17 protein-coding genes, 1 tRNA gene and 1 other RNA gene are annotated in these 16164 nt (G+C 74.0%); 14 read left to right on the forward strand and 5 right to left on the reverse strand.

Features of this window, described 5'->3' with window-relative positions:
• Positions 1–28: 28 nt before the first annotated feature.
• Positions 29–113, reverse strand: a tRNA-Ser gene (locus H299_RS0109525).
• Positions 114–186: 73 nt separating this feature from the next.
• Here H299_RS0109525 and ffs point away from each other — a divergent pair.
• From ffs to H299_RS0109545, 5 genes are all read left to right on the forward strand, one after another.
• An RNA gene (ffs, locus tag H299_RS38205) (signal recognition particle sRNA small type) lies at positions 187–281 on the forward strand.
• Positions 282–349: 68 nt separating this feature from the next.
• Positions 350–2731 (forward strand): DNA polymerase III subunit gamma and tau, encoded by a 2382-nt coding sequence (locus tag H299_RS0109530; protein ID WP_027748230.1) that lies wholly within the window; start codon positions 350–352, stop codon positions 2729–2731.
• A gap of 266 nt (positions 2732–2997) precedes the next feature.
• Complete coding sequence (locus H299_RS0109535; RefSeq protein WP_078512599.1) at positions 2998–3351, forward strand: YbaB/EbfC family nucleoid-associated protein; 354 nt, start codon at positions 2998–3000, stop codon at positions 3349–3351.
• Positions 3352–3435: 84 nt separating this feature from the next.
• The gene (recR, locus tag H299_RS0109540; protein ID WP_027748232.1) at positions 3436–4035 is read left to right on the forward strand and encodes a recombination mediator RecR; all 600 of its coding nucleotides are present in this window, start codon (positions 3436–3438) and stop codon (positions 4033–4035) included.
• Complete coding sequence (locus H299_RS0109545) at positions 4028–4705, forward strand: DUF5063 domain-containing protein (protein ID WP_027748233.1); 678 nt, start codon at positions 4028–4030, stop codon at positions 4703–4705. The genes recR and H299_RS0109545 overlap by 8 nt, the downstream gene beginning before the upstream one ends.
• Before the next feature lie 116 nt (positions 4706–4821).
• On the opposite strand, the gene H299_RS33125 is transcribed toward H299_RS0109545, so the two are convergent.
• Positions 4822–6156, reverse strand: coding sequence for an ROK family protein (locus H299_RS33125; RefSeq protein WP_078512600.1), 1335 nt, complete (start codon positions 6154–6156; stop codon positions 4822–4824).
• A gap of 42 nt (positions 6157–6198) precedes the next feature.
• Between H299_RS33125 and H299_RS33130 the strand changes: the two genes are divergently transcribed.
• Positions 6199–7554: an MFS transporter gene (locus H299_RS33130; RefSeq protein ID WP_199782420.1), complete on the forward strand. Its 1356-nt coding sequence runs from the start codon at positions 6199–6201 to the stop codon at positions 7552–7554.
• Positions 7555–7609: 55 nt separating this feature from the next.
• Here H299_RS33130 and H299_RS0109560 read toward each other — a convergent pair whose 3' ends face one another.
• Positions 7610–8473, reverse strand: a complete 864-nt coding sequence (locus tag H299_RS0109560) for an MmyB family transcriptional regulator (RefSeq protein WP_027748234.1) — start codon at positions 8471–8473, stop codon at positions 7610–7612.
• 141 nt (positions 8474–8614) lie between these two features.
• Between H299_RS0109560 and H299_RS0109565 the strand changes: the two genes are divergently transcribed.
• A complete protein-coding gene (locus H299_RS0109565; protein WP_027748235.1) occupies positions 8615–9238 on the forward strand; it encodes an NAD(P)H-dependent oxidoreductase in 624 nt (207 codons plus the stop codon).
• 13 nt (positions 9239–9251) lie between these two features.
• Positions 9252–10253 (forward strand): aldo/keto reductase, encoded by a 1002-nt coding sequence (locus H299_RS0109570; protein ID WP_027748236.1) that lies wholly within the window; start codon positions 9252–9254, stop codon positions 10251–10253.
• A gap of 79 nt (positions 10254–10332) precedes the next feature.
• Here the strand turns inward: H299_RS0109570 and H299_RS0109575 are convergent, their stop codons facing one another.
• Positions 10333–11289: an oxidoreductase gene (locus H299_RS0109575; protein WP_051262284.1), complete on the reverse strand. Its 957-nt coding sequence runs from the start codon at positions 11287–11289 to the stop codon at positions 10333–10335.
• Positions 11290–11409: 120 nt separating this feature from the next.
• Here H299_RS0109575 and H299_RS0109585 point away from each other — a divergent pair, with 120 nt between their 5' ends.
• The 3 genes from H299_RS0109585 to pspAB all read left to right on the forward strand — a co-directional run bounded on the left by H299_RS0109585 (position 11410) and on the right by pspAB (position 13808).
• Positions 11410–12135, forward strand: a complete 726-nt coding sequence (locus H299_RS0109585) for a helix-turn-helix transcriptional regulator (protein WP_486587216.1) — start codon at positions 11410–11412, stop codon at positions 12133–12135.
• A 137-nt stretch (positions 12136–12272) separates the two neighbouring features.
• Positions 12273–13187, forward strand: coding sequence for a zinc metalloprotease HtpX (gene htpX / locus H299_RS0109590; RefSeq protein ID WP_027748239.1), 915 nt, complete (start codon positions 12273–12275; stop codon positions 13185–13187).
• Between the two features lie 33 nt (positions 13188–13220).
• Complete coding sequence (gene pspAB, locus H299_RS0109595; protein WP_027748240.1) at positions 13221–13808, forward strand: PspA-associated protein PspAB; 588 nt, start codon at positions 13221–13223, stop codon at positions 13806–13808.
• Positions 13809–13836: 28 nt separating this feature from the next.
• Here pspAB and H299_RS0109600 read toward each other — a convergent pair whose 3' ends face one another.
• A complete protein-coding gene (locus H299_RS0109600; protein WP_027748241.1) occupies positions 13837–14142 on the reverse strand; it encodes a hypothetical protein in 306 nt (101 codons plus the stop codon).
• Between the two features lie 470 nt (positions 14143–14612).
• On the opposite strand from H299_RS0109600, the gene H299_RS39570 reads away from it, so the two are divergent.
• The 3 genes from H299_RS39570 (at position 14613) to H299_RS0109615 (ending at position 16034) form a co-directional block, all read left to right on the forward strand.
• The gene (locus tag H299_RS39570) at positions 14613–15035 is read left to right on the forward strand and encodes a hypothetical protein (RefSeq protein WP_027748242.1); all 423 of its coding nucleotides are present in this window, start codon (positions 14613–14615) and stop codon (positions 15033–15035) included.
• A 251-nt stretch (positions 15036–15286) separates the two neighbouring features.
• A complete protein-coding gene (locus tag H299_RS0109610; protein ID WP_027748243.1) occupies positions 15287–15559 on the forward strand; it encodes a hypothetical protein in 273 nt (90 codons plus the stop codon).
• Between the two features lie 256 nt (positions 15560–15815).
• Positions 15816–16034, forward strand: coding sequence for a hypothetical protein (locus H299_RS0109615; RefSeq protein ID WP_027748244.1), 219 nt, complete (start codon positions 15816–15818; stop codon positions 16032–16034).
• Positions 16035–16164: the final 130 nt, after the last annotated feature.

The raw sequence follows: 16164 nt of genomic DNA on the forward strand, positions 1-16164 counted from the left end.
TTCGACGTTGTGCCCGGTGAGGCACGGGCGGAGGATAGGGGATTCGAACCCCTGAGGAGTTGCCCCCAACACGCTTTCCAAGCGTGCGCCCTAGGCCACTAGGCGAATCCTCCGCCGCAAACCATACAAGACCGGGAAGGGTGCTCGCGAACTCGATACCTGGTCGGGACATCAGGTACGGTGGGCGCAGCCCCTCACGTGGCGCTATCTCTCTGAACTCCCCCAGGGCCGGAAGGCAGCAAGGGTAGGGGGGCTCTGGCGGGTGCGTGGGGGGCGTCAGCGTGCCTGGGGTCCGGTGGGCGGGTGCGGGCGGTCCCGGTTGTCGGTGGCGGCCTATATCGTCGTGTCTGTGTCGTCCCTCGCCCTGTACCGCCGCTACCGCCCCGAGACCTTCGCCGAGGTCATCGGGCAGGCGCATGTCACCGACCCGTTGCAGCAGGCTCTGCGCAACAACCGGGTCAACCACGCGTACCTCTTCAGCGGACCGCGCGGCTGCGGCAAGACGACCAGTGCCCGCATCCTCGCCCGCTGCCTGAACTGCGAGCAGGGGCCCACGCCGACGCCCTGCGGCGAATGCCAGTCCTGCCGTGACCTCGCGCGGTCCGGGCCGGGCTCGATCGACGTGATCGAGATCGACGCCGCCTCGCACGGCGGTGTGGACGACGCGCGTGAGCTGAGGGAGAAGGCGTTCTTCGGTCCGGCCGCCAGCCGGTACAAGATCTACATCATCGACGAGGCGCACATGGTCACCCCGGCGGGCTTCAACGCCCTGCTGAAGGTGGTCGAGGAGCCGCCGGAGCACCTGAAGTTCATCTTCGCGACGACCGAGCCGGAGAAGGTCATCGGCACGATCCGTTCGCGGACGCACCACTACCCGTTCCGGCTCGTACCGCCGGGCACGCTGCGCGACTACCTCTCGGAGGTGTGTGAGCGCGAGGCGATCCCGGTCGACGAGGCGGTGCTGCCGCTCGCCGTCCGTGCCGGTGCGGGCTCCGTGCGTGACGCGATGTCCGTCATGGACCAGCTGCTCGCCGGTGCGGCCGAGGAGGGCGTGACGTACGCCATGGCGACCGCCCTGCTCGGTTACACGGACAGCGCGCTGCTCGACTCCGTGGTGGACGCCTTCGCGGCGGGGGACGGGGCGGCGGCCTTCGAGATCGTCGACCGGGTGATCGAGGGCGGGCACGAGCCGCGCCGCTTCGTGGCCGACCTGCTGGAGCGGCTGCGTGACCTGGTGATCCTGGCCGCCGTGCCGGAGGCGATGGAGAAGGGCCTGATCGACGCGCCCGCCGATGTGGTGGAGCGCATGCTCGCCCAGGCGTCGGTCTTCGGCGCGGCTGAGCTGAGCCGTGCGGCGGATCTGGTCAACACCGGTCTGACGGAGATGCGGGGCGCGACCTCGCCCCGGCTCCAGCTGGAGCTGATCTGTGCCCGGGTGCTGCTTCCCGCGGCGTACGCGGACGAGCGGTCACTCCAGGCGCGGCTGGACCGCCTGGAGCGGGGCGCCGGCGGCGTCGGCATGGGCGGCGCGGTTGCGGGTGGGGACTTGAGCCGGGATGCCGGCGGGGGGCACGGACCGGCCGTCGTACGGGCGGCTCTGCCCGACGCGGGCCCCGGGCCGGATGCCGCGCCCGCCGCGGCGCCGGTGCCGACGAGTGCGCCGCCCCAGCAGGTGAGGGCACCGGCGCCGCCGCAGGAGCAGGCCGGGGAAGCGGCCCCGGAGCGGCGGCCGGGCGCCTGGCCGGGCGCAGCCGCGGGTACGGGCGCCGGGCCGGACGCGGGCGGTACGGGCGGTGCGGAGGCGGCCGGGCGTCGGCCCGGCGCGTGGCCGGGTGCCGGGCGGGACACCGCCGGGCCGGTGGCCCCGGCCCGTGCCGACGACCCGCCGCGCCAGAGCGAGCCGCCCCCGCCCCCGCCGGACACCGGGCCGCGAGCTGTCGGTCAGGGCGGTCAGGGTGGTCAGGACAGCGCGCAGGGCGCGGCGCAGGTGCGGCAGATGTGGCCGCAGATCCTGGAGGCGGTGAAGAACCGCCGCCGTTTCACCTGGATTCTGCTCAGCCAGAACGCCCAGGTGGCGGGCTTCGACGGGACGACGCTCCAGGTCGGCTTCTCCAACGCGGGCGCGCGGGACAGCTTCGCGAACGGCGGCAGTGAGGACGTGTTGCGGCAGGCGCTCACCGACGCGCTCCAGGTGCAGTGGAGGGTCGAGGCGATCGTCGACCCGTCGGGCGGCGCGGGGCACGGCCAGTCCGAGGGCGGCCGGGGCGGCGGCGGTGCGCCTGGCGGTTCCGGCGCGCCTGGGAGCCCCGCTGCCTCCGGCGGCGGCTTCGGCGGCGGGTCGGGCCCGGGTACGGGTCCGCCGCCGGGCGCGGACGGCGGGCCGGGTCCCGGCGGCGGTGCGGGCGGCGGCCCTCCGGCGGCCCAGGCGCAGAGCCAGGGCCAAGGGCAGCCCCAGGCCCAGGCCCAGGGTTACGGGTCGGCTGCGGCCGGAGCCCGGCAGGCCCTGGCCTCGGCCCAGACCGCCGCGCCTCCGTCGGCCGGGCACGGGGGCGGTACGGCGACGTCCACCGCCCCGCCCCCGGCTGCGTCGGCCCCCGCGCCCGCTGACCCGTTCGAGGGCGACATGCCCGCCGAGGACGATCCGGATCTCGACGAGACCGCGCTGTCCGGCCATGACCTGATCGTCCGTGAGCTGGGCGCGACGGTGATAGACGAGTTCCCGCACGACTGAGGGCGTTCCGTCGCCTCTGCGCCGGGGTCTCCCCAGGCGTGCAGGGGCAAGGGGGTGCGTGGATGAGGCCCCCGGAGCCCCGCGGGAGCGGGGTGCGAGAGCAGGTGCGAGAGCGCGAGCGGGAGCCAGGCGCCCGCGACAGCCTCAGTCCGGGCGGCCCGCCCGGAGCCCGTACGGGCGGAAACACCCCGGAACAGGCCACGGCAGCGGGTGACCACGTAGGCTCGGGCCAGCACATCCGTCGTCGACGAGCCAGGAGCCAACTCGTGATTCCCGGTGGTGGCCAGCCTGACATGCAGCAGTTGCTGCAGCAGGCCCAGCAGATGCAGCAGGACCTCGCCGCGGCCCAGCAGGAGCTGGCCGAGACGCCCGTCGAGGGGACCGCGGGCGGTGGCCTGGTGAAGGTGACCGTGACCGGGTCGGGGGAGCTTCGGGATCTGGTGATCGACCCCCGGGCGCTGGACCCGGAGGCCGCGTCGCCCCAGGAGACGGCCGAGACCCTCGCGGATCTCGTCGTCGCCGCGGTCCGCGACGCGAACAACGCCGCTCAGGAACTCCAGCAGCAGAAGCTCGGCCCGCTCGCCCAGGGGCTCGGCGGGATGCCGGGGCTGCCCTTCTAGCAGCGGGTACATCCGGCCAACTACGGTACGGAGACCGGGCGCGGGAGAGCGGGCGGGCAGGATCAGAGGAAGTAGGAAGAGTCCGTGTACGAAGGCGTGGTCCAGGACCTCATCGACGAGTTGGGCAGGCTGCCCGGCGTCGGTCCGAAGAGCGCGCAGCGGATCGCCTTCCACATTCTCCAGGCCGAGCCCGCCGACGTGCGCAGGCTGGCGCACGCGCTGGCCGAGGTGAAGGAGAAGGTCCGGTTCTGCGCGGTGTGCGGCAATGTCGCGCAGGAGGAGCAGTGCCGGGTCTGTGTCGATCCGCGCCGTGATCCGTCGGTCATCTGCGTGGTCGAGGAGCCGAAGGACGTGGTCGCGGTCGAGCGGACGCGCGAGTTCCGCGGCCGGTACCACGTGCTGGGCGGCGCGATCAGCCCGATCGAGGGCGTCGGCCCGGACGACCTGCGCATACGTGAACTGCTGACCCGGTTGGCGGACGGCTCCGTCACGGAGCTGATCCTCGCCACCGACCCGAATCTGGAGGGGGAGGCCACGGCGACGTATCTCGCGCGACTGGTCTCCGCCATGGGCCTGAAGGTCACCCGCCTGGCCAGCGGACTCCCTGTCGGGGGAGATTTGGAATACGCCGACGAGGTCACGCTTGGGCGGGCCTTCGAGGGGAGGCGAACGCTGGATGTCTGACGCCACGCTGAACTCGATCATGGATGACCCGGACGACTTCGCCGTGCAGATCTCCGACCAGGTCCAGAGCTTCCTGGTCTCGGTCGCGGAGGTCGCGAAGGGCGACGACCCGGACAGCGCCGTGCCCTACCTGCTGCTGGAGCTGTCGCAGCTCCTCCTTGCCGGGGGGCGGCTGGGCGCGCACGAGGACATCGTGCCGGACGAGAGGTACGAGCCCGACGTCGGGCCGGAGCCGGACGTGGACGAGTTGCGGCTGCGTCTTGCCGCGCTGCTGGAGCCGGTCGACGTCTACTCGGAGGTCTTCGACCCCTACCAGCCGCGCAGCGCGCCGGTCGCCTGCCGCATCTCGGACGACCTGGCCGACGTGGTCACCGACCTGCGGCACGGCATGGCGCACTACCGGGCCGGGCGGGTGAGCGAGGGCCTGTGGTGGTGGCAGTTCTCGTACCTGTCCAACTGGGGTCCGACCGCCTCCGCGGCCCTGCGCGCGCTCCAGTCCCTGGTGGCGCACGTACGGCTGGACACGCCGCTGGACGAGCTGGACGGGCTGGACACGGACAGCAGCGCGGGGAGCGACGACGGCGAGCTGGAGGCGGCGGCCGGTGCGGTGATGGCGGCGGAGATCGCGGCGCCGCTGGGCATCAAGCCGGGCGGTGGTTCGGCGCCGTAGCGGCGGCGGGGGCGGGCTGGAGCCGGGGTCTGCGCGGATCACCCGCGGCGTAGGACCCCTGGGGCGCGCCTCCCGGCGAAGCCGAGGGGGGAAGGGCGCGGGCGTCGGGACAGCCCTCAGGCACCACCGACGGCCGTCGGCGTCGCAGCGTACGGTGCGCGGCGCGCGCGTTCCCGTGCCGTGCGCCAGGCGGCGAGGCCCTCGGGGTTGAGGAAGGCGTCGAAGACCGACTCCATCGCGCCCGTCAGCGGCCCCTGGTGGCCGAGCGCGGACGCGGTGATCGGGACGGGCCGCCGTCGGCCGCGCCGGAAGGACATCAGCCTGTCCGTGCAGGCGGCGTGCAGGGTCCGGGGGGCGAGCGCGTACAGCTCGACGCCCAGGCCGGAGAGGGTGACGGCGGCCGGGTCGAGGCCGTTGACCAGCGCGCCGATGCCGGTGCCGAGCGCGTGCGCGGTGACGGTGACGGCGGCTGTCGCCTCACCCGTCGCGCCTTCCCTTGTCGTGCCTTCCCCTGTCCTGAATTCCTCCTCCGTCCTGTCTTCCTCCGTCCCGTCTTCCCCCGCCTCGCCCGCTCCGGCCAGCTCGGCCGCCGCCTGCGCGAGGATGCCCTGTGCCGCGTCCCAGCCCCGGCCGCCGCCCGCCGCCAGGCCCATGTGCCGCAGCAGGGCGTTCCCGCCGACGTCGAGGCCCCAGCAGCCGGTGGCCCCGCAGCGGCACGGTTCGGTGCTGCCCGTCAGCGGCAGGTGGCCGAACTCGCCCGCCGTACCGGAGGCGCCGTGCAGCAGTGCGCCGTCGATGAGCAGCGCCCCGCCCAGGTCGAACGCGACGTGCAGGTGCAGGCCCACGCTCACCCCGTGCAGCCCGCCGCGCCGGGCTTCGGCGAGTCCGGCGAGCCGGGCGTCGTTGCCGACGTGCAGCGGGGTGGCACCGAGCGCCATGCGTGCCGCGACGTCGATGTCGCGCCAGCCGAGGTGGGCGATGTCCAGCAGGGTCCCGTCCCGTACGGGGCCCGCGACCGACATGCCGACGCCGACCGCGCGTGACCCCGCGCGCCCGAGCCGCTCCCGGACGGCGGCGGCCAGCGGCAGCAGCGCGCCGTCCGGGGTGCCGTCGTGCGGCCGGGTCTCGACGATCCGCGCCGGGCCGCCGAGCGCGCAGACGGCCAGGTCCCAGGAGTCCTCGCGCAGGTCCACGGCGAGGGCGAGCGGGCCGTGCGGATGGGGGCCGGGCACCTGGGTGGGGCGTCCGCGAGCCGGTGCGGGCGCGGGGGCCTCGCCCAGCAGCGCGTCCTCGCCGAGCCCGGCGACGAGCACCGAGGCGGTGCCCCTGGCGAGCCCGAGATCCCGGGTGAGCTGCGATCTCGTACGCGTCGCCGCGCAGTCGTGCACGGCGCGCAGCAGCCGTACGCGGTTGTGTTCGCGCAGTTCCCCGCTCGTCCTCGCGCTGTCCATGGCGCCATTGTGGCAGCCGGTCGGGGCATTTATGCTCTCGCCGTGAACATAATTGGCGGGAAGCGCCCACCCCCACCCGACGCGACCGCTCAGCGGGCCCGTGGAGCCGTCTTCGCGTTTTTCTTCCTCAACGGACTGGTGATGGGCGTGTGGGCCACCGGCCTGCCCGCCCTCGACGACCGGCTCGACCTCGGGCCCGCCCGGCTGGGCTCCGTGCTGCTGCTGGTCGCGGGCAGCGCCCTGGTCTCCATGCTCGTCGCGGGGCACCTGAGCGACCTGTGGTCGAGCGCCCGCGTGTGCCGGGTTGCCGGGCCCGTGTCCGCGCTGCTGCTGCTCGCGCCCGCGCTGGCGGACTCGTACGGCGGGCTGGCGGTGCTGGCCGTGGTGTTCGGGCTGGGGGTGGGGACCGTCGAGGTGTCCATGAACACGCACTCGGTGGAGGTCGAGCGCCGCTACGGGCGGCCGATCGTCTCCGCCTTCCACGGCGTGTGGAGCCTCGGGGGAGCGGCGGCGGGCGGGCTGACGGCGGCCGGGCTGCGGCTCGGCCTGGACGGCCGGGCGCTGCTGGTGGGGGTGGCGCTGCTGGTGCCGTTCGGGTTCCTGGCCGCAGGGCGCAGGCTGCTGCCCGCACCGTCGGCCGGTGAGGGGGACGCGGTGGCGGACGCCGCACCGGAGACCAGCGCCGCCGGCGCGCCGGGGGCGCGGCCGGGCGCGCCCGCCGTGCCGCTGCGCTGGGCCCTCGTCGTGCTGCTCGGCCTCACCGCCTTCGCGGGCCATCTGAGCGAGGGCGCCGCCATGGACTGGGCCGCCGTGCACGCCCGTTGGGTGCTGGATGTCGACCCGGCCGCCGCCCCGCTCGCGTACACGATCTTCTCGGTGGCCATGACGACCGTACGGCTGCTGGGCGACCCGCTGCGCGCCTATTTCGGGCCCGTACGCACGATCCAGCTCGCCGGAGTCCACGCCACCGCCGGATACGTGCTGATCCTGGCCGCGCCGCTCGCGGACGGTGCGCTGAGCGTCGTGTGCGCCTGGTCGGGCTGGGCACTGGCGGGGGTCGGGCTGGCGACGGTCGTGCCGGTGGTCTTCAGCGCGGTCGGCGCGTCCGGCAACGCGGTGGGGCGGGCGCTTTCGCTGGTCACCGCGTTCGGCTACACGGGGCTGCTGCTGGGCCCGGCGGTGCTCGGGTACGTCGCCGAGCACTCCTCCCTGCCGGTCGCCCTGGTGATCCCCGCCGTGATGGCCGCGGCGGTCACGCTCGTCGGCGCGCCCGCGATCCGCGGCCTCACGGCGGGGGGCGCCGGGCGGCCGGACCAGGGCGGCCCGGACCCAGGCCCGGACCCAGGCCCGGGAGGCCCGGACCCGGACCCGGGCGTACGGGCGGCGGAGCAGGCGTGACCGCGGGCCGGGTCGCCGCGCTGGCCGCGCCGCTCCGAGGCCGCCCGACAGCCGCTCAGCCGCGCACCGCGTGCAGCGCCCCGGGACGGCGCCCCGTGAGCCGGTCCAGCGCGGCCGAAGTGGCCTCGTCGGCGGGGAGGTGGACGAGCAGCCGCTGATCGTGGTCGCCGGGCAGCTCCAGCGTCTCGTACGACAGCCGCAGCTCGCCCGCCTCCGGGTGCACCAGCCGTTCGGCGCCCGCGGGGCGGGGCAGGCTGGTCACCGAGGTCAGCCGGTCGGTGAAGGGTGCTCCGGCGGCCCGGCCCAGCACCTCGCAGAGCGCCGCCACGGACGGGTCGGTGAGCATCGCCTCGCTCTTGAGCAGCGCGATCTGGCCGTCGGCCACGCGCTCCCAGTCCGGGTAGACGTGCCGGGCGCGGTCGTCGGTGAAGACGAAGCGCAGGAGGCTGGGCGGCCGTCCGTCCAGCAGGCCCAGCGGGCCCGCCAGGCGTTCGTACCCGCTGGTGTACGCGAGCACCTCGCTCAGCCGGTTGACCAGCACGGCGGGGCCGGGCTCCAGCCGGGTCAGCAGCGCGCGCACCGTGGGCCGTACCGCACGGCTCGGCGGTGCGGCGGCGGACGGGCACAGCCCGGCGGCGTCGTCGCCGCTCGCCTTGGACAGGCGCAGCAGGTGGAACCGCTCGTCCGGGCCGAGGCGCAGCGCCTCGGCGAGGGCGGCCAGCACCTGCGTGGACGGGTGCCGGTCCCGGCCCTGCTCCAGCCGGGACAGGTATTCGACGCTGACCCCGGCCAGCGTCGCCAGCTCGGCACGGCGCAGGCCGGGCGTACGGCGGCGGGCGCTGCCGGGGAGGCCCGCGTCGGCGGGGGTGAGGGCTTCCCGGCACGCGCGCAGATAGCGGCCCAGCTCGTTGTCGCTCACCGTGTCAACGTACCCGGTCGGCGCAGCCGCGAGGGTGGCCCTGCCAGTGCCCGTCTGAGCCCGGCCTTCCCCGGGGGGCGCGGGATCGCGCAGCGTGTGGGGCATCGCAGCAACCCCCGTCACCCTCCGAGGAGCCCCGCCATGCCCGCACAGTCCGACACGTCCCCCGAGCCCCTCCGGCTCGCCGTCATCCTCGGCAGCGTCCGGGACTCCCGCTACGGTCCGACCGTCTCCCGGTGGTTCCTCCAGGAGGCCCGGCAGCACGGCGGGTTCCAGGTGGACGGGATCGACCTGGCCGACACCCCGCTGCCCGCCGCCCTGCCGCCCGGCTTCGACGACCCGGCCGCGCCGGACCGCCGTACGGACGCGCAGCGCGCGCTGGCCGCGCGGGTGGGCGAGGCGGAGGCGTTCGTCGTCGTGACGCCGGAGTACAACCACAGCTTCCCGGCCTCCGTGAAGCACTTCGTCGACTGGCACTTCACCGAGTGGCAGGCCAAGCCGGTGGGCTTCGTCTCGTACGGCGGCGCCGCCTCGGGGCTGCGCGCGGTGGAGGCGCTGCGGCTGGTCTTCGCCGAGCTGCACGCGGTGACCATGCGCGACGCCGTCAGCTTCGACCGCTTCACCGCCCCGTTCGACGCCGACGGCCGCCCGCCCGCTCCCGAGGAGGCGAGCGGCGCGGCCAAGACCCTGCTCGACCAGCTCGGTTGGTGGGGTGACGCGCTCCGGCACGCGCGCCGCACGCACCCGTACGATGTCGCCGACTGAAGGAGCCGAACCTGTGCGCTACCGACTGCTGGGCCGGACCGGGCTGCGCGTGTCCGAGGTGTTCCTCGGGGCGATGGCCTTCGGGGACGGAGGCGCCTCGCCCGACGAGTGCCGCCGCATCCTCGATCTGTACGCGGACGCCGGCGGAAACGCCGTCGACACGGCCGTCAACTACCGGGGCGGCCAGAGCGAGAGCATCCTCGGCGAGCTGCTCGAGGGGCGGCGCGACCGCTTCGTCCTGTCGACGAAGTACACCATGTCGCGGGACGGCAGCGATCCGAACGCGGGCGGCAACCACCGCAAGAACATGCGGCGTTCGCTGGAGCGGAGCCTGCGCCAGCTGCGTACGGACCACATCGACCTCTACTGGGTGCACATGTGGGACCGGCACACCCCGGTGGAGGAGACGATGCGCGCGCTGGACGACGCCGTGCGCGCCGGCCAGATCCTCTACGCCGGCATCTCGGACGCCCCCGCGTGGGTCGTCGCGCACGCCAACACCCTGGCGGAATGGCGGGGCTGGACCCCCTTCGCGGGCCTCCAGGTGCCGTACAACCTCCTCAACCGCGACATCGAGCGGGAACTGCTGCCGATGGCGGAGTCGTTCGGCATGACGGTCACCACCTGGGCACCGCTGGCGCACGGGCTGCTGTCCGGCCGTGAACCCGTCCGCGCGGCGGGCCCGCCCGGCCGGTCGGACAAGCTCAGCGAGCGCGAGCTGACCGGCGTACGGGTGCTGGCGGAGGTCGCGGACGAGCTGGGGCACACGCCCGCGCAGGTGGCCATCGCCTGGGTGCGGTCGCGTTCGCGCGCCGTCCACCCCATCCTGGGCGCCAGTTCGGCCGAGCAGCTGCGCGACAACCTGGGTGCGCTGGACGTCGTACTGCCGCGCGAGGCGGCCGACCGCCTCACCTCGGCGGTGGACTTCGCGCTCGGCTTCCCGGGCGACTTCATCGGCGGCACGGAGCCGGTGGCGCTGGGGGAGGCGGAGACCCGGCTGGAGGGGCGCCGCTGACGGGGGCGCCGCTGGAGGGGCGGAGGGCGCGGTGCCAGGGCACGCGCGCCCGGCCTCATCCGAACGGCAGACCCTGGCCTTAGGCTCGTCCGCCGCGGGGCGCGTCCAGTTCGGCGAGGTCCGCGGCGGTGAGCCGCAGCCGGGCCGCCGCGACGTTCTCCTCCAGATGGCTCAGGGAGGAGGTGCCGGGGATGGCCAGCGTGGCGGGCGAGAAGGCGAGCAGCCACGCGAGCATGACCTGGGCGGGGGTGGCCGAGTGCCGTGCGGCCACGCGCCTGAGCGGGCCGGTGTCCGGTACGCCCAGGCCGCCGAGTGGGAAGTACGGCACCCAGGCGATGCCCGCCCGGACGCACGTCGCGACGATCGAGGCGCTGTCGGCGTCGGTGTCCGTGCCGGTGCCGGCGGCCCCCGCCTCGTCGGCGGCCCGGCCGTACAGGCTGAACCTGTTCTGCACGGCGGCCACCGGCGCGATCCGCCGCGCCTCCGCGAGCTGAGCGGCGCTGACGTTGCTGAGCCCGATTTCCCGTACGAGGCCCCGCTCGCGCAGTTCCGCCAGTGCCGCGAACCGGTCCGCGACCGAGGTGTCGTCCGGGCCGCTGATGCCGCCGACCCGCAGATAGACCAGGTCGAGCCGGTCCAGCCGCAGCTCGCGCAGGTTCTGCTCGACGGCGGGCCGCAGCTCGTCCGGGCCCGCCTGGGGCAGCCAGCCGCCGTCCTGCCGCCTGCGGGCCGGGCCGACCTTGGTGGCGATCACCAGCCCCGCCGGATACGGCCGCAGGGCGGTGCGGATCAGGTCGTTGGCCGAGGTGTCCCCGTAGAAGTAGAAGGCGGCGGTGTCGAGGTGGTCGACGCCCAGTTCGACGGCCCGGCGCAGTACGGCGGCGCCCTGCGCCGGGTCGTGCGCGGGCCCGTCGATCCCGCCGGCGGGCAGCCGCATGGTGCCGAAGCCCATACGGGCCACCGACAGGTGACCGCCCAGCTTCCCTCGCCCCGCAGCCGCAGTCGCAGTGGGTGCGGCTTTCTCGTTCGTCGTCATGGGGCGATCCTGCGACGGCCGTGCCGCCGTCCGCCCGTGCTGGCACCAAACTGCCAGGGTCACGGCGCGGCGTTGACCGTGCCGGGGCGGGCGTCGCAGACTGCCCTCACGATGTCCTCGGTGAACCCCGCACACTCCGCACACACCGCACACACCGCACACACCGCGACCGACCGGAACGTGACCCTGACCGGCGAGCGCGAGCTGGTCCGCAGGACGGGCCACCTGTTCACCGGAGTGCGCCGGGAGTTCCTGTGCGCGGCCGACGACCCGGCCGTCTGGTCGGCCGGCGCGCGGGCCACCGTCATGGCGGGCCGGTCGCCGGCCCGGTCGCCGGAGGTCGTGGTGCGCAAGCTGTACACGCCCCGGGCGCTCGCCGATGCCGCGACCGAGCGCCGGTTGCTGGCCCTGGCCGAGTCGGGCGCGCAGGTGCGGATCTGCACGGCGCCGCTGACGCAGGAGGCGATCGTCATCGACCGGCGGATCGTGATCCTGGCCGGGCCCCCGCCCGCGGGCGGCAGCCGTACGTACACGGTGGTGCGCTCGCCCGGCGTGGTCGAAGGCGTGCGGTCGCTCTTCCACGCCACCTGGGACACCGCCACCGACCTGGCCGAGTTCCGGCGCCGACAGGCCGCGCGGCAGGCCGGACCGCCCGCGCTCGACGCGCGGGACCGGCGCGTCCTCGGCCTGCTGGGCGCGGGACTCACCGACGAGACGGCGGCCCGGCGGCTGGGCGTCTCCCTGCGCACCTACCGCAGGCGGGTCGCCGAGCTGATGGCGCGCCTCGGCGCCACGTCGCGCTTCCAGGCGGGCACCCGCGCGCGCGAGCTGGACAGCGGGGGGTGACGGTTCCGGTTCGGCGCGTGCCTTTTGTCACGTACGAGGGCAAATCGCCCGTGGCCGCACAAGGCGTACAGTCCGAAGAGGGGAGACGTATGCCGCGCCAGTGAGCGGTGCGAAGCGACGCGAGAGCGGAGGGCTCCATGGCCGCACGGACCCGATTCGCCCCGGACCGGGGGCTGACCAGCCGCATGGCGGTGACCATGTTCCTGATCGGGCTGCTCTACGTGGTCTTCGTGGGCGTGCTGATCGTGCTGATGAAGGGGGCCTGGCCGCTGATCCTGGTGCTGGCGGGCGGGCTGTTCGTCATGCAGTTCTGGTTCAGCGACAAGATCGCGGCCTACAGCATGGGAGCCCGCGAGGTCACCCCCGAGCAGGCACCCGAGCTGCACGGGGCGGTAGACCGGCTGTGCGCGCTGGCGGACATGCCGAAACCGAGGGTGGCCATCGCCGACTCCGACATCCCCAATGCCTTCGCCACCGGCCGCAACCAGAAGAACTCGCTGGTGTGCGCCACCACGGGCCTGCTGCGGCGGCTGGAGCCCGCCGAACTGGAGGGGGTGCTCGCGCACGAGCTGTCGCACGTGGCGCACCGCGACGTGGCGGTGATGACCATCGCCTCGTTCCTCGGCGTGCTGGCGGGCACGATCACCCGGGTCGCGCTGTGGAGCGGCATGATGCGCGGCGGCCGGGGCAACGGCAACAACAACGCGGCGATCCTGGCCCTCATCGTGCCCCTGGTCAGCGCCGTGGTCTACGTGATCAGCTTCCTGCTCACCCGGCTGCTCTCCCGCTACCGCGAACTCACCGCCGACCGCGCCGCCGCCCTGCTGACCGGCCGCCCCTCGGCGCTCGCCGCCGCCCTGACCAAGGTCAGCGGCGACATGGCCCGCATCCCGACCCGCGACCTGCGCCAGGCCGAGCCGTTCAACGCGTTCTACTTCGCTCCCGCCTTCTCCGGCCGCCAGAGCCTGAGCAGGCTGCTCTCCTCGCACCCGACCCTGGAGCAGCGCCTCGACCAGCTCAGCCGCATCTCGTCCCAGCTGGGACGCCCGTAACGCCGTCTGTCCCTGCCGCGAGAGGAGCGCCCCGTGGGCTTCCTGGACACCCTGCTCGGCCGGTCCAAGCCGGTCCGCCCCGACCTCGACCAGCTCTTCGCCCTGCCGTCGGCGGCGATCACTCTGCGCGCGGCGGCCGGCTTCGCCCCGACCGGCCTCGGCTCCGTGTGCTTCGCCAGCGTCGAGGGCGGCGCCTTCGGCCAGATCCAGCAGGACGTACGCGCGCTGCTGGACGCGGACACCGGCCGCGGCGGCATCCCGGTCGAGTTCAGTCGGGACGCCTACGGCTACACCTGGCTGCTCTCCCAGCACCCGGCCGACGAACCGGAGTCCACGGTCAACGACCTGCACGCGGTCAACACCGCGCTGCAGGACGGCGGTTTCGGACCGCAGCTGCTGTGCTCGCTGATGGGCTTCCGGTCCACCGCCGACCAGCGGCCGCTGGCTCTGGTCTACCTCTACAAGCGCGGCGCGTTCTATCCCTTCGCCCCGCTGCCGGGAGGCGGGGAGAAGCGGGACAACGCCCTGGAGCTGGAAGTACGCGCCGCGCTGGCGAACGACCTCCGCATCGAGCAGGACCTCTCGCGCTGGTTCCCGGTCTGGGGCGCACCGGGACTGTAGCGGAGAGCCGCCGCGGGCCGTCCGGGCCTCAGTCGCGGCTGTAGAGGCCCAGCGGGATGTCCGCCACCGTCACGCCGGTGCGCTTGGGGCTGCCCTCGACGAGGGTCTCGCGCTCGCGGGTGAGAGTCCCTCCGTCGCGCGCGAACTCGTACAGCGTTCCGGCGGCGGCGACCGCCTGACCGGCGGGCTGCACGAGCGTGGCCGCGGCGTCCGGGGCCGCGGCCGGTGCGCTGCGCGGGGCCGAGGTGTCGGCTGCCGAAGCGGACGCGGAGGAGCCCACGCCCAGGGTGACGAGGGCGCCCGCGAGCGCGGCCACGGTCTTCTTGTGATCCATGTTCCCTACTTCCCGCAGCGGCGTTACGGCGGCACGGCCTTCGTGCGCCGTCCGCGTACTCGACAGAGAGCCGCCTTTCACGCAGCTGGCATCGTGTGTAACGGCTCCGGGCGCGGCGGGAAACCCCGGCGGCGCGCGATACTTCGCCCGTCACCCGAATGCGTCAGCGGCGGAAGAATGATCCGTTGAACTTCCCGGGCGGGCTGGCGCGGTGGCGGTTGAAGGGTTCCGCGGGCGAGCAACACCGGTGCGGGGAAAGCTGTTTGGGGTATGCGGAGGCGAATGCGCGAAGAAGGCTCCGGATAGTGGCCGGATAATCAGCCCAGTTCGCTGCGGGGGCGCCGCTCCAGGTCTGCGGCACCGGTGACTTGGGGCTCGGGAATCCTGTTAGTGTGCGGTGACTCGCGGTGTTCCCGCCATCGCGATGCGTCACCAAGCCAGTGCAATTGCACGAAAGGACATGGGATTCCATGCGCAAGTTCCGTCAGGTCGCGATCGTTGTCGCCGCCGTAGGCAGTCTCACCTCCATCGGCGCCGCCAGCGCGGTCGCCTGCCCCCAGCACGAGGGCCATGCCGCCGGTCAGCAGCAGCCCGACCAGGCGCCGGCCCAGCAGCAGGCGCCGCGCCAGCAGGCCCCGCTGCCGACGCTCGTCGAGGGCGGCAGCCAGCAGCAGGCCCCGCAGCAGGCGAGCGCCCCGCAGCAGGCCCCGCGCCAGCAGGCTGCCCCGCAGGGCCAGACGCAGTCCGGTCCCACCTACAACGTCAACCGTCCGGCGCAGGAGTGCAGCCCGCAGACGCTGGTCGAGCTGAGCGCGCCCATCGGTGTGCTCAGCCCGGCCGAGACGCACGGCTTCAGCTGCGTGCAGAGTAATCCCGCTTTCAACCAGGCGTAGTACTGGAGAAGCGCGGTGCGTAAAAGGCCCCCAAGGCAGTGACTTTGGGGGCCTGTCCGCGTGCACGCCATTTCCGCGAAGGCACGGACGAAAGGGCCTCCATTCGCCCGGAGTGCCTCCGGAAGAGTGAAGCTGGGCATGCTCGCCGACGCTACGGCGAGCCTCCCCTAGGTTCTGCGGAATGCGCATCATTGTCCTCCCTGTCGGAGATCCACAAGGGATCTTCGGAGATAACGAAGGCAGGGAGAATAATGCGTAAGCTTCGCAAGCTTGCAGTTGTCGCCGCCATGGTCGGCAGCGTTGGCATCGTCGGTGCGGGCACCGCTGTCGCCGGTGGGGGCGGCCCCGACATCAGGGTCGGGCAGTCCAGCAACTGCAAGTCGCACGACCTGAACGCCTCGGTGCTCTCCAACATCGGCGTTCTCAACGGTGTGCTCGGCAACGCGGTCAACGGCGAGGGCAACCCGGGTCAGACGACCTTCGACCAGGGCTCGAGCATGGGCTGCAACAACTCGGCGTTCTGACCGAACCCTGAGTGAAGCGGAACGGTCCCCGCAGTCCGGCGCCGAGCCGGGCAGGGCCGTGCTCCTCAAGATCGTGAACGGCCGGGTCCCGCCGCGGGACCCGGCCGTTCGGCTGTCCGCCCGCGCGCCCCGCCAGCCGCCGATGGGCCGATCAGGGGGTCTCGGCCCCGCGCCCGTTTCGTGCCCCGCCCCCTCCCGTTAGACCTGCTGCGGGCGACGCGACGGCGTCGCCCACATCGCCAGGGGAGGCGGAAAGTTGAAGAACCGCACACATGCGAAGACGGTGCTCCTGCTGCTCGGCGCGGCGGGCGCCGGCCTGCTGGCACCGGGCCAGGCCCACGCGGGGATGATCGGAGTCGTCGGCAGCCCCCCGCTCGACGACGAGTGCGCCAACCGCGGCCAGGCCAGGCTCGCGCCGATCACGAACGCGGACGTCGACCTCGGCGACGAGGTGGTGCGGTCCTGTCGGCCGTGACGGCGCACCGGCCGGCCTCCGACCCCGAACTGATCAAGCGTGCCCTGCCACCCGTGGCGCCGCGAGCCGACAAGGCTTCCGACGCCGCGGCAATGGCGGGGCATTTCGTTTTCACAGCCCTGATGCGCCG

The sequence above is a fragment of the Streptomyces sp. CNH287 genome (assembly GCF_000424825.1).

What these genes read in the sequence shown, in the direction of transcription:
- H299_RS0109575 (WP_051262284.1), bottom strand. Translation starts at nt 11,289, where the DNA reads ATGACGACGAACGAGAAAGCCGCACCCACTGCGACTGCGGCTGCGGGG.
- H299_RS0109565 (WP_027748235.1), top strand. Translation starts at nt 8,615, where the DNA reads ATGCCCGCACAGTCCGACACGTCCCCCGAGCCCCTCCGGCTCGCCGTC.
- H299_RS33125 (WP_078512600.1), bottom strand. Translation starts at nt 6,156, where the DNA reads ATGGACAGCGCGAGGACGAGCGGGGAACTGCGCGAACACAACCGCGTA.
- H299_RS0109600 (WP_027748241.1), bottom strand. Translation starts at nt 14,142, where the DNA reads ATGGATCACAAGAAGACCGTGGCCGCGCTCGCGGGCGCCCTCGTCACC.
- htpX (WP_027748239.1), top strand. Translation starts at nt 12,273, where the DNA reads ATGGCCGCACGGACCCGATTCGCCCCGGACCGGGGGCTGACCAGCCGC.
- H299_RS0109610 (WP_027748243.1), top strand. Translation starts at nt 15,287, where the DNA reads ATGCGTAAGCTTCGCAAGCTTGCAGTTGTCGCCGCCATGGTCGGCAGC.
- H299_RS39570 (WP_027748242.1), top strand. Translation starts at nt 14,613, where the DNA reads ATGCGCAAGTTCCGTCAGGTCGCGATCGTTGTCGCCGCCGTAGGCAGT.
- H299_RS0109545 (WP_027748233.1), top strand. Translation starts at nt 4,028, where the DNA reads ATGTCTGACGCCACGCTGAACTCGATCATGGATGACCCGGACGACTTC.